Annotated in this window: 11 protein-coding genes; 5 read left to right on the top strand and 6 right to left on the bottom strand. The window is 35.6% G+C overall.

Features of this window, described 5'->3' with window-relative positions; genetic code table 11:
- Positions 1-41: 41 nt before the first annotated feature.
- Positions 42-1,146, bottom strand: a protein-coding gene (prfB, locus tag ABWU48_RS02805) for a peptide chain release factor 2 (protein WP_151808105.1) whose coding sequence is annotated in 2 segments (ribosomal slippage) — positions 42-1,070 and positions 1,072-1,146 — 1,104 coding nt in all. Because the reading frame shifts where the segments join, the coding sequence is not laid out codon by codon here.
- Between the two features lie 153 nt (positions 1,147-1,299).
- On the opposite strand from prfB, the gene mgtE reads away from it, so the two are divergent.
- Entirely contained in the window at positions 1,300-2,670 is a 1,371-nt protein-coding gene (gene mgtE, locus ABWU48_RS02810) for a magnesium transporter (RefSeq protein ID WP_353288492.1), read from the top strand.
- Between the two features lie 263 nt (positions 2,671-2,933).
- Here the strand turns inward: mgtE and ABWU48_RS02815 are convergent, their stop codons facing one another.
- On the bottom strand, positions 2,934-4,271 hold the full coding sequence (locus ABWU48_RS02815; protein WP_353288493.1) for a TrkH family potassium uptake protein: 1,338 nt from the start codon (positions 4,269-4,271) through the stop codon (positions 2,934-2,936).
- A 263-nt stretch (positions 4,272-4,534) separates the two neighbouring features.
- Here ABWU48_RS02815 and ABWU48_RS02820 point away from each other — a divergent pair, with 263 nt between their 5' ends.
- Positions 4,535-4,918: a hypothetical protein gene (locus ABWU48_RS02820; RefSeq protein ID WP_353288494.1), complete on the top strand. Its 384-nt coding sequence runs from the start codon at positions 4,535-4,537 to the stop codon at positions 4,916-4,918.
- Here the strand turns inward: ABWU48_RS02820 and ABWU48_RS02825 are convergent.
- Positions 4,893-5,725 (bottom strand): IS5-like element ISWpi1 family transposase gene (locus ABWU48_RS02825; protein ID WP_209472412.1). Its coding sequence is split into 2 segments (ribosomal slippage): positions 4,893-5,356 and positions 5,356-5,725, totalling 834 coding nucleotides; the frame shifts between segments, so codons are not numbered across the junction. The genes ABWU48_RS02820 and ABWU48_RS02825 overlap by 26 nt on opposite strands.
- A gap of 331 nt (positions 5,726-6,056) precedes the next feature.
- On the opposite strand from ABWU48_RS02825, the gene ABWU48_RS02830 reads away from it, so the two are divergent.
- Positions 6,057-6,668, top strand: coding sequence for a hypothetical protein (locus ABWU48_RS02830; protein WP_353288495.1), 612 nt, complete (start codon positions 6,057-6,059; stop codon positions 6,666-6,668).
- A 48-nt stretch (positions 6,669-6,716) separates the two neighbouring features.
- On the opposite strand, the gene ABWU48_RS02835 is transcribed toward ABWU48_RS02830, so the two are convergent.
- On the bottom strand, positions 6,717-7,733 hold the full coding sequence (locus ABWU48_RS02835; RefSeq protein WP_341820258.1) for a substrate-binding domain-containing protein: 1,017 nt from the start codon (positions 7,731-7,733) through the stop codon (positions 6,717-6,719).
- Positions 7,734-7,874: 141 nt separating this feature from the next.
- On the opposite strand from ABWU48_RS02835, the gene dcd reads away from it, so the two are divergent.
- Positions 7,875-8,432, top strand: coding sequence for a dCTP deaminase (dcd, locus tag ABWU48_RS02840; protein WP_006280485.1), 558 nt, complete (start codon positions 7,875-7,877; stop codon positions 8,430-8,432).
- Here the strand turns inward: dcd and ABWU48_RS02845 are convergent, their stop codons facing one another.
- Positions 8,433-9,242 carry a hypothetical protein gene (locus tag ABWU48_RS02845; protein WP_353288496.1) on the bottom strand — a complete coding sequence of 270 codons (810 nt, stop codon included), beginning with the start codon at positions 9,240-9,242 and terminating at the stop codon, positions 8,433-8,435.
- A gap of 7 nt (positions 9,243-9,249) precedes the next feature.
- Positions 9,250-9,444 (bottom strand): hypothetical protein, encoded by a 195-nt coding sequence (locus ABWU48_RS02850; RefSeq protein ID WP_353288497.1) that lies wholly within the window; start codon positions 9,442-9,444, stop codon positions 9,250-9,252.
- A gap of 281 nt (positions 9,445-9,725) precedes the next feature.
- On the opposite strand from ABWU48_RS02850, the gene ABWU48_RS02855 reads away from it, so the two are divergent.
- Positions 9,726-13,070 carry a glycoside hydrolase TIM-barrel-like domain-containing protein gene (locus ABWU48_RS02855; protein ID WP_353288498.1) on the top strand — a complete coding sequence of 1,115 codons (3,345 nt, stop codon included), beginning with the start codon at positions 9,726-9,728 and terminating at the stop codon, positions 13,068-13,070.
- The last annotated feature ends 26 nt before the right edge of the window (positions 13,071-13,096 follow it).

The following is a 13,096-nucleotide window of genomic DNA, read 5'->3' on the forward strand; positions in this document are numbered from 1 at the left end:
ATTTTAATTATCATATATTATGGCAAGAAAGTCAACCCTACCTAATTTTGCTTAGTAAGCACACTAACTATGAAACAATCTATATTACCATCAAAAACAGAATTTATATTGCCCACTTCATGTCCGGTTCTTAAATCCTTCACCATTTGATATGGATGCATAACGTACGATCTGATCTGATTGCCCCAGCCTATATCGCATTTTTTACCATATTCTTCAGCCATTTTCTGTTCTTTTTTTTCCAGTTCAATTTGGTATAAACGTCCTTTAAGTAATTTTAACGCCTCATCTTTATTTCTGTGTTGAGAACGACCATTTTGGCATTGAACTACAACACCAGTTGGAATATGCGTAATGCGTACCGCACTTTCAGTCTTGTTCACATGCTGACCGCCTGCTCCGGAAGCACGATAGGTGTCGATCTTTAGATCCTTTTCATCCACAGCAATATCAATTGAATCTTCTATCACTGGAGTTACTCCTACACTTGCAAAACTGGTATGACGTTTACCATTTGCATCAAATGGCGATATTCTAACCAGCCTGTGAATTCCACTTTCACTTTTTGCCCACCCATAAGCTTTTTCTCCAACGATTTTTATCATTGCAGACTTTATACCAACTGACTCTCCTTCTAATTTTTCTACAACTTCAACTTTAAAGTTATGATAAATTTCTGCCCACCTTACATACATGCGCATCAGCATTTCAGCCCAATCATTGCTCTCTGTTCCACCAGCTCCTGAGTGGATTTCTAAAAAGCAGTTATTATTATCTGCTTCACCAGTAAATAAGGACTCTGTTTCTTTATACTTGATTAATTTCTCTAGCTTAGCTAATTCATTTTCAACTTCAGAGAAAAATTCTTCATCATTTTCATCAATAGCAGACTTCATTAAGCTGATGGCATCGTTGTAATCGCTTTCCAGCTTTAAAAACGACTCTACGTCATTTTTAATTTTAGAACGTTCTTTTAAAACTTCTTGTGCTTTTTGGTTATCTTGCCATAGGTCATCATTCGACGCTTGGGAGTCAAGCTCTTCAAGACGCAACTTTAATTTTTCTATGTCAAAGACACCTCCTGATAAGAGAAATACTTTTATTTAAGCTTTGAAAGTGTTCAAGAATTTCTGGATAAGTTTTCATTATACTTTAGATTTTAATATACTTACTATCAATAACAATAACAGTAAACAAAATAGAAATTTAACCATATGATAGTTAATTTAAATAATTTCATTGTACTTTAATGTTTAAGGAAATCAAGCGCGTATATTTATTAAAAAACAAGGTAAAGTAATGAATATTGAAATAAGTTCCCATTATGGTTTAGACAAAAAGGCTATTGATGACTTAATAGAGTCACTTGATAACGAGGAGCTAGAGAATGTTCGTAATATTGTAAAAACGATAGACAGTGTTCAGTTAGCTTATTTTTTATCTACTTCGATCAGTGATCACAGGGAGAAATTAGTTAATATCCTCGATCAACATTTGTTAAGTGATGCCCTAGTGCATGTAGTGCCAGATTTACAAATAGAGATCATAGAAACATTGGGAATAGAAAATACAGCAAAGTTACTAATGCTCCTTGATGTAGAAGATATAGTAACCATAGTGAAAGATTTAGATAGAAAGTCTGTAGAAAATATACTTTACTATTTGCCCAGCAAAACTCAGAAATCGGTAGAGGAGTTGCTATCATATCCAGAAGAAAGTGCAGGAAGGTTAATACATAAAGATATGGTTATAGCTCCATATTATTGGACAATAAATCAACTGACAGAATTTGTGTGCAACTATAAAAAAATACCAGAAAAATTTTACCAGATATTCATTATCAACTCAAAATTAGAGCCTATAGGCAGTGTTAATTTAAATAAGGTAATATCTCACTCAGGAGACACAATAATAAAAGAGATAATGGATCATGACATAAAAATCATTAAAACTGGAATAGACCAAGAGGAAGTAGCAAGAATATTTAAAGATTACTCTCTATTATCGGCTCCGGTAGTAAATAAGAATGGTAAAATTATTGGTGTGATCTTAATTGAAGATGTGATAAAAGTTGTTCAACAAGAAACAGAAGAGGATGTACTCAAAATAAGCGGTGTATCTTCTAAAGCCGATATAAATGCCCCTATACATAAAACTATAATTAAAAGGCTACCTTGGTTACTGTTTAACCTCTTAGCTGCAACAATGTGTTCCATAGTAGTTGGCTTTTTCGATGATGTAATAAAAAGTTTTATAGTGCTGCCAATAATCATGCCGATAATTGCATCAATGAGCGGAAATGCAGGATCCCAAACAGTAACGCTAACCATCCGGGCAATCGCAACAAAATATCTAACTGAGCAAAATGCAAAAAGAATACTGATGAAAGAATTTTTAATAGGTCTTATAAACGGGGTGATCTTATCTACTATTTCATTAGTAGTGTTAGCAATAAGGTTTCACAACTTCAAAGTGGAGATGATTTTTGTGGTCTCCATGATTATGATGTCAATTATTGCAACGTTCATCGGAACTTTCATTCCTATAATGCTTCATCGCTTAAAGTCTGACCCTGCCGTTTCTTCTTCAATCCTAACATCGGCAACAACTGATATTCTCTCAGCTTTTATATTTCTTGGTTTAGCTACGCTCTTTTTATTAAATAGCTAATACTATCTATAGCTATACCGCCGCGAACCGTCATGCCGCGATTCATTCGCGGTATCTCTTAGCATAGATCCCGCTAACAAGTAGCGGGATGACGAGAAAGGGGCTACTTGGATGACATTCTTCCTGGTGTGCCCAAATCACAATGTTCGTACATCTGTGGATTTATTCGCGGTATAGATTCCGCTAACGAGTAGCGGAATGACGGTTTTTCAAATTGTCGTAAGTCAGTTTAGCTATAATATCAAATTTCACAACTTCACCAACTATTTCTTTCTATTAAATAAGAATAAATTGCCTATACAAAAATAGATTGGCAATATTTCAAGTCTGCCAAGCAGCATTAAAAACGATAGAAATAATTTTACTTCATTACTGAAAGAGGAATAATTACCCGAAGGACCTATTAAATTACTAAATCCCGGGCCAGAGTTTGTAAGCGTTGCAGAGACTGAACTGATGCTAGTTATAAAGTCTGCATTGCTTAAGTAAGACATCACTATTGATGAAATGGTAAACGTTAACATGAAAATTGCAAAAAATATAAAGACAGAGTGAACTTCATCATTCTCCAGGGTTTTTCCATTGAATTTTACTCCATTGTCTGCATCAGGGTTTAATAAAAGGTAAAAGTAATTTCTTATAGACCTTAAAAGAACAATCAAGCGGAAGATTTTGACACCACCACTTGAAGAACCACTACATCCACCAACAAAGGTGAGAAAAAAAGCTAAGACTGAAATGAAACTCCAATCTATATGATTACAGATTGCATAACCAGTTGACGTAATCAAGGAAGTGATGGTAAATGTGCTGCATCTAAATGATAATGACACTCCTAAATCAACATTTTTATACAACCAAAAACAAGCAAATAAAGATGAAACAATAGCTATCTTAAAAAAGTAAGAGACCTGCTCATCATAGCAAATGTCTAACCGTCTTATGATTTTTAAATAGCTAAGAAAAGGCAGAGAACCCAAAATCATAAAAACGATCGTTATGGCTTCTAGTATGGGATTATTATAGTGCCCTATAGAATCATTATAGTTAGCAAATCCACCAGTTGATACAGCAGACATTCCGTGACATATTGCATCAAATAGTGGCATACCAGCTAGATAATAGGAAAATATACATAACAAAATTAAGCCATAATATATTGCCGTAACATGAATTACTACGCTTCGCGTGTTCGGCAACTTCCTTTTGGTAGCATCTGAATATTCAGAATAAAGTAAATTATTTAGGCTGAGAACCTTAAACATAGGAAAAACTGCAATTCCTAAAGTGATTACACCAAAACCCCCCATGCCATGTAGCATTGCTCTCCACAGCAGTATTCCCGGAGATTGCTTTTCAATATCATTAAATATAGTTGCTCCTGTGGTTGTGATGCCAGATATCGTTTCAAACAATGCATCAACATAGCTCAGATTATCAAAATAGAAAGGAATAGCTGCAAACAGAGACAAGGCAATCCAGGTGCAACTAGTAATCGCAAAAATTGCTGGCATTCCATGCAATCTACTTAATTTACCGAGTAAAATAAAAATTGCGCCAGATGTGCAGGTAATTATGAATCCAGCGAGAAAATTTTCCATTCGTAGCTGAGATACTTATTGGTAATAGCAGGAATAAGCATTGCTAAGCTAAACAGCAATAGGAATATTCCCACAATAAATACAATTGAACGCAAATTTTGTAAACGTTGATGATTTTTCATAGAGTTACTTCCTCGCTATACAAAGCCATAAAAGCTACTCTAACGTCAAGCACTTTGTTGGCCTTTATTAACAGTTATTAACAATATACTTGATTTACTTGTAAATATGTGTGATAATTAAATTTTTATTAGAGGTAAGATATGGTTGAATTAACTGATGCACAAGAAGAAATTCTAGGTTCATTAAGACAGGCAGTCTGGAATGGCAGTGTTCAAGAAGTCCAGAACGTACTCGACGATAATGAACATAATGATATACAAGCAGTTTTGAGCCACGAGGGGACTTTGACTAGTGACAAAGGTACCATTTTAGATTTTGTTATGTGTTGTAGCATTACAATTAAAGCTCAAGTAAAGATCATTGAACTAATTTGGCAGAAAGCTGATCAAAAAACTCATGATTTTTTGTGTGATTACAAGGTAATAGAATTTTTTGAAGGTCAACCATATTTTGCGGATACAATAGATGATCTTAGAGGTTGTCCGGAAACTAGTAAATTCAAGCATATTCCCTCTTTAACATAACCCTACTCATAGCTAGGTATATGAAATTCTCAGTGGATGTTGTGAGTAAATCATACTCCTTCGATAGCCTTCTATTCCTATTAACCCAAGCAAAAGTCCTTTCTACAACCCATCTTCTTGGCTGTACTTTAAACCCTTGTTCTCTTGTTGGTAGTAGCTCAGGTGGCGTATCTTTGTGCACCCAAAATCTACATGGAGGCCTTTTAACAATTTCAATATCTATGTCATATTCTTCCTTTATGTGATTCTTTAAATTTCTTCCTTGGTATCCCATGTCAGCCCACATTTTTTTAACTTTAGTATATTTTGTTCTCATATTGTTTAATGCTATTTTAATACCATCTCTATCATTTTCGTTAGCAGCGCCTACGTAACAACCTAGTATAAAACCCTGAGTGTCTGTAATTATATGCCTTTTTCTACCCTTTACTTTTTTACTTCCATCATAGCCTTTGATCCCCCCTTTTCTGTAGTCTTTACAGATTGACTATCTACTATACAGGCACTCGGCTGCTCATTCCTTCCTATTTTTCTTCTACTATATTTTGTAATTTCATAATTCATTTTCTCAAAAATTCCCTGCTTCTTCCATTGCCTGAACTGCTCATACACAGTCTTCCATAGCGGAAAATCATTTGGTAAATACCGCCATTGACACCCTGTACGCAATACATAGAAAATTGCTTCTAATATTTCTTTTTTGCTATACTTTGGCGGCCTTCCTCCTTTCTTGTATGATACTCTGAAGTGTTTTTCTATTCTTGCCCATTCCCTTTCGCTTAGATCTGTTGGATACTTTTTTCTCATCTTTACCCCGTACTAAAATTTCAGATATTATAGCCTTTTACTTGTTTCCGGACAACCTCTTAAACGCTTTCAAGGAAAAATTGACTATAATAGCACAGAATATTTTGCTCTTGCACGAGTTATTCAAGAAATAGAAAAGCACGAGAGGGTAAAGGATCTTGATTCCAACTTACAAGAAGCAATAGAAAACCTTGATATTGATCAAGTTAAAGCAGCATTAGAGAATTGTGGTGAAGATGTAGAAAGGGTTTTAGAGCGAGAGGTATATTGGAGTAGTGGAAGAGTAGATGCCCTTTTAGTTTATCCTCTGAAAGTTGAATATAGTGAAGAATTGAACCAAGAAGATGTGGAAAAGATAAAAGAAAGCTTTAAATTAATGTTTGATGCTGCTTCTCCAGGGCTCCTTGGGTTCGAGCCCAATGGAAATAACTATGTAATGGATAAACTTACATGTGCACAAAAACGTTTTGCTAAAATACCTGGAGTAGGTGAGCAATGCTTTCAAGATTTGATTCAAGAATTTGAGGAAAAACTTAGTAAAAATGAACTAGATAATGCCAAGATTAATGATCAGATAGCATGGGATAAAGAGTATGCGACTCGATTTTCACAAGAAATCAATCAGGATCCGTCTGAGAATGATGATCTTAACTTTATAGATGACACTGATCTAGATCAAAACACCGTAAACTCTGCACCAACTGCAGACAACAAAACCCCAGAAAAGAACGAAACAACCTTCTGGAGTGAACACAAAGGGAAAATTGCTCTGGGCGTTGTTGGACTGTGCGCAGTTGGTACTGTTGCAGCCTATGTGCTAGCGTATCCTGTAGTTGCACTGGCTTTAACAGTTTTGGCAGCAGTTATATTAATGGGTGCTGGTATTGCTAAGGTTTTAGAAGATCCAAGTGTAGAAAGAACGTTTACAGAAGTACAACGTTAATAATGTCATCCCAGCGCGCCGCGCTGGGACAAAGAATATAAAAGACCGTCACGTTATATCATAAACTTTTGCTGAAGCTTTTTTCATGTCTTCACTTGAAAGTGGGATTAGACCAAGCCTAGATAGGTACCCACCTTCAATACCGATTGAATCTATAATTTCTTTTACGAATTCTCTTAATCCATCAACAGTATCCAAGTGTTCCCTCTTTATGTAAAGGTATAGAGGTCTTGCTAATATATATTTTCCCGATGATATATTTTCGTAAGTTGGCTCAATTCCTGCAATTGTGCTCCCTTGTATTTTATCTTGATTCCTCATTAAAAAGCTGAAACTAAATATCCCTAAGGCGTTCTTGTTACTTTTCAATTTTTGTATTATTATATTTTCATTAATTCCAACTTCTATATACCTTCCGTCATCCCTTATATTACCACATGCTTTCTTTCTTTCTTCCTGATCTTTATAATTCTCTTTGAAAATTCTCGAGTTCATGCATGAATATTGATCAAGCATAATAGAATTAACCAAAGTTTCGTATGTACCTGTATTTTGATGTGGACCATAAATTTCAATTTCTGTTTTTGGTAAGGCTTGATTGACATTAGACCAAAACTTCTTATTATTTTTTACTAATTTATCATTTTCTTGAGAATATGCAGATAAAGTTTCAAATAAGTCCTTCTTTGTGAAATCAAATCTATGGCTTTGATTTGAATTTGCAATGACAACTCCATCATAGCCAATGATGATTTCTATCACTTCATTAATTTTATTCCTTTTACATAGTTCTCTTTCTACTTCCTTCATAGGGCGAGATGAAGTGGTGATGTCTGGCGTGTCTTCCCCTATTCCTGAGCAAAACATTTTGAATCCTGATCCACTTCCTATCGATTCCACAACTGGAGTCTTAAAGGAGAATACACGGTTGAACTCTTCGGCTATAAACGAGATAAAAGGAAAAACAGTTGAAGATCCAACAATTCTGATGTATTTCCTGGCATCAGCATTTGATAGCGGCGTGAATAATACGAATACAAAAATCAGGAGAAAGTTTCTAAGCATTATTTTTAGTTAAGAACATAAATCTAATTATTGTAATAAAAAATCAAACTGAAAAGCTTTAATTGCATGACAAAAGCTACAGTTTACATTTAAATTTTATTTTATATTATTGTAAGTATTACACAACTTTAAGGGGCAATTATGGCAGTTATGCCAGATAAATGGATAAGAGAAAAAGCTGAAAATTTTGGAATGATAGAACCTTTTGTGAACCACAAAAGCAGCAAAGGTGTTATATCTTTCGGACTATCATCTTATGGTTACGATGCAAGAGTGGATAATAAATTTAAAATTTTTACTAATGTTAATTCAGCTATCGTGGACCCTAAAAATTTTTCTGAGAATAGTTTCATAGATAAGGAAACAGACGTATGTATAATTCCACCAAATAGCTTTGTGCTTGCAAGTACAGTGGAATATTTTCGTATACCAAGGAATGTACTGGTCATTTGTGTTGGTAAATCAACTTACGCAAGATGTGGAATTATAGTAAACGTTACTCCCTTAGAACCTGGATGGGAAGGTCATGTCACACTCGAATTCTCAAACACCACTCCACTTCCTGCGAAAATTTACGCTAATGAAGGCGCATGCCAATTCGTATTTTTAAGCGGCGAAAGTGAATGCGAGAAATCATATGATGATATGAAAGGAAAATATATGAATCAGCATGGTATTACTTTGCCGCTGGTGAAATAATTACTGCTTTCGTTGTGAGCTACCAAACTGCTCTATAGACAATATTCCACTATCACCAGATAGCAAAGTTCGCGCTGATTCACTTTGCTTAAGATGTTTAATTGCTTGCTTTTTGTCAGTTCCAGTGCGCATACTGCAGCCAAGTTGGAAATCTATTCCATTTTCAACAATGTTACATGAAAACCCCATAGCAGTAGTGAAACCTTCTTGTTTATTAGTAGCATTTCCGGTAACAACACCACAAGCAGTGAAGTTACGATCATTTCCAACTGTTCGCATCATCATTCCACCATCTCGTATACCATCATTATTTATATCCTTTGCTATAACAGTCTGGTCTACAAATCGCGTATTACCCACTTCTCGAGATATTACTTCTACAGTCGGTTGATTATGTAGTTGACCATTACTTACTAATGCTTGATTATATGCTGAATGGTGTTGTTCTGAATTACTTTGACTATTACTCCTTAGTTCATTTTGCTCGTGCTCTTCATTATTTTGATGTTGGTCAGTTCCTAATATGCTAGCTTCTTTTTCAACACGCTCATTGTATTCTTTATCATTACTTATCTCAACTTTATTTACTGGTTGACCTTGACTGTTTTCTATGTCTTTTTGACTAAACATGTCTTTATTAATGTAATAAAAAATAAGACCAGGTATCAGTGAAATTATTAGATTTAATACAATGCACGGAATTAAAACCACGGTAGCAGCTATATAGATTAGAGAGCTAACTATAAACTTTATTACTTTAGATAATTTAGAATCATCTTTTTGAACATTAACAGCATTCAAAAAAAGCATAGTTAAGCTAAGAGATAATGCTGTTATAGCAGTAGGCACGATGATTGGAACAAGTAAAAAAGCATTGATTAATTTTTTTTCCAGAACTAGTTGGTTTAGTGCTATTATTCAGTGATGTAAGATAGTTTTGACCAACATTAGTAATCCATTTTGTACCAGACAAGACTCTTTTACTATTTTCTTCCGACATTTCAAATTTCATTGGTACCCCCAGATTATAATGCTAAATTGTACTAAAAATTAATATAAAATCAACATAAATTTTTCACTTCCGCACTTTTTCATTGTTGCTTACAATAACTATAGCTACACGATTTACTTGTGTGCTTTCCTTAATTAAAAACTTCAACTATCCATTGTAAGCTGCTGAATTTCTTATCATAGTATCTGTCATCCCAGTACCACTTTCTTGTCATCCAAGTAGCGTGACACTTGGATCTTCTCTCAACAATTTCAAAAAAATCTATCAAAAGGAGGATTAACATGTCTACAATAATTTTATCATCAATTTTTGGTCAAGCAGGCAGCATTTTTGGTCCAATTGGCCGGATTATCGGCTCAGAACTCGGTGCTCTTCTTGGTGCACAGCTAGATGGGGCAATGTTCGGCCTTGATGCCGAGCAAAAAGTAACGCATGGTGCGAGACTAAAAAATCTGCAAGTTCAAACCTCAACCTACGGCAGAACGATTCCAATTATCTATGGCACTGCTCGTGTTGCAGGGAACATTATTTGGTCACAGCCAATAAAAGAAGAGGCGATAACCACCAAAAGCAAAATTGGAAGAGGTATGAACGTTACATATAATTACTACGCAACGCTTGCAATTGCGATCTGCAAGGGGAAAGTAGAAAAATTAAACAGAATCTGGGCAGATACAACATCACTTAGCTTTGATGAAATAGATTATACTTTTTACAGCGGCAGAGAAGACCAAAATCCTGATCCATTTATGTCATCAATTGAAGGAGAGGGGAATGTGCCGGCTTATAGGGGAATATCTTACATAGTCATCAAGAATTTTCCTTTAGCAGACTATAACAATCGCGTCCCGATATTTACATTTGAAGTGCGAACTGCATTAAAGCCCGTTGGGTTTTCAATAGCGGAAAATATTCGGAATATCAATATCATACCAGGTTCAGGTGAGTTTGTATATGATACAAAAATACAGAAGAAAATCGCGCAAGAGAAAATAAGCAGCAACCAATATATCCCATATGGGCTGGCGCAAAGGGTAAATCACAACAACCACACTAAAAAGAGCGATGCAATGCTTTCTTTGGATCAATTAAAAGAAGATTTGCCAAATGTTGAGTTGGTGTCGGTGGTAGTCAATTGGTTTGTGAATGATCTGAACATTAAAGATTGTAAAATATATCCTGCAGTTGAATTTCAAGATGATTCCGCAATATTACCTGATGATTGGCAAGTAGGGGGTGTAACCAGAGATAATGCTCAGCTAATTTCAAAAGATGCGAGTGGAAACCCAAGGTATGGTGGCACAGTTAGTGATGCAGCGTTGATAAGATATATAGAAGAGCTACACAGCAGAGGCTACAAGGTGATGCTCTATCCAATGCCCTTACTTGACACAAAGAACAAAGAGTGGCGAGGAAAATTGAGCGGGACCCCTGGGGATATAAGTGATTTTTTTGAGAATCAATATAACAAATTTATAGAGCATTATGCAAGCATTGCCAAACAAACTAAAGTGGAAGGGTTTATCATCGGGTCTGAGTTTGTCCAGCTTACCAGAGTAAAAGATGCTCAAGGTAATTATCCTGTGGTGATAGAGCTGGTCAAACTTGCAAAACAGATAAAACTTAATCTTGGAAAAGAAGTAACAGTTACCTACGCTGCAGATTGGAGCGAATACCATTCATATGATGGTTGGTATAATATGGATGAACTGTGGTCTTCAGAGTATATCGACGTTGTTGGCATAGATGCTTATTTTCCACTGACTGATGGTCCAGAGCCTCCTTTTGGTTATTCCGCGGAAGATGTAATGGGTGGTTGGAGCAGTGGAGTGGGGTATGATTATTTCTATGATTACTCAAAGAGTGAACCTGAAAAAGTAAAGTATAACGACAGCAGGTATGCGTGGAAAAATATAGAGAAATGGTGGAGTGAAACTCACATAAATCCAGGTGGTAGTAAAACGAAATGGCAACCAAAAATGAAAAAAATATGGTTTACTGAGTATGGATTTCCCAGTATGAACGGCTGCACTAATGAGCCAAATGTGTTTGTTGATAAAGGCAGCATAGAGAGCAAATATCCACGATATTCAAACGGAGAGGTGAGCTTTCTTTCGCAAAAAATTGCAATTGAAGGAACGCTAAAGAAGTGGCAAAGCTCGGAAATGGTAGAAAAAATGTTTCTCTGGGCATGGGATGCAAGGCCATTTCCTTATTTCCCCAATTTGTGTGATATGTGGACTGACTGCCATAATTGGCAGACAGGACATTGGATTCAGGGAAAGCTTTCACAGCTTAATATTTCCGATGTTTTATCGGATCTATTACAAAAAGCAGGTTTAAAAAGCGATCAGTTCGATACGAGTGATGTTAAAGGATTATTGTCTGGATATGTAATAAATGACCAGCAATCGGTACGTTCAATTATTAAAATGCTGCAAAGTTGCTATTTTTTTGATGTGGTTGAACAGGACTCTAAACTGAAATTTGTCCAAAAGGGCAGGGGAGTTACAACTGTAATGCCAATTGGTGAAATGGTTTTCAATAACAGTTCAAAGTCGATGCAACTTGTTAATATTAGTCAACTGGATTTAAACAATAAAGTTAACATCGTTTACTTTAACCGCAATTTTGGCTATCCAATTGATGTTAAATATGCTGAGTTGCCAAAGCAAGGCACTGCTATAACAGTTGAAATACCACTCATTATGGAGGAGGGAGAGGCGCAAAATATAGCTGAGGTTTTACTTTATTCTTCGTGGCAAGAGAGAAATATATACAATTTCAAGCTGTCGATAAAATATGCGTGGCTTGTGCCAAGTGATGTAATAACGATTTTAGACGGTGAGCAAAAGCATACGGTGAGAATTATAAAAACGAAATTTGAAAGCATGTCCATTCAAGTAATTGGCGTTGGTTATGATCGCTCTATATATAAGCTCTCTTTTCCTTCAACAAGGTCACTTATGCTGAAGGAATACCCTCCCTCTCACGTTAGCAAAACCATCATAGAAATGATAGATTTACCGCATGTTAAAGATAACACCACAAGCTTTACTTTAATTAGCGAGGAAAAGAATTGGAAAGGAGCAACACTCTTTATTTCGTACAACGATAAGGATTATAAGCCTATCGCAAGCACAAACAAGCAGTCTACTTACGGATATGTAATGGAATCTACCGACGAGGGGCTTATAGTAGTGTTACGTTTTGGTGTATTGAGTTCTTCATATAACCATTATTTAAGTGATGGTGTCATTCCAGCGCTTGACCATATTTCTCCTGGATCCCAGTGTCTGGGCACTGGGATGACAGAAGAGGGTTTTACAAGCACTAATGTTAGTACTATAAATGTAAGCAATTTAGCACTGGTTGGAAAAGAGATAGTAAAATTTCAGAGTGCCGAACTTATAGATAAAAATAAATATAAGCTTAGCAACCTAATTAGAGGGCAAGAGGGCACCAAAGAGTATCAGCACACCGCAGGTGAAAAATTTACTCTGCTTGATGATTCAGTAATATCTTTCGAAGTGCAAAGGGGAAAAAAGTTTTACCTAAAAGCAGTGACTTACGGTGACTCGATGGAAAATACGGAAGTGAAAGTGATAAATTCATTTAGTAATTGAAATTTAATAAAGTAAGTGCTAGAATT

The organism is Wolbachia endosymbiont (group A) of Tromatobia lineatoria (genome assembly GCF_964028565.1).
GTDB lineage: Bacteria > Pseudomonadota > Alphaproteobacteria > Rickettsiales > Anaplasmataceae > Wolbachia > Wolbachia pipientis.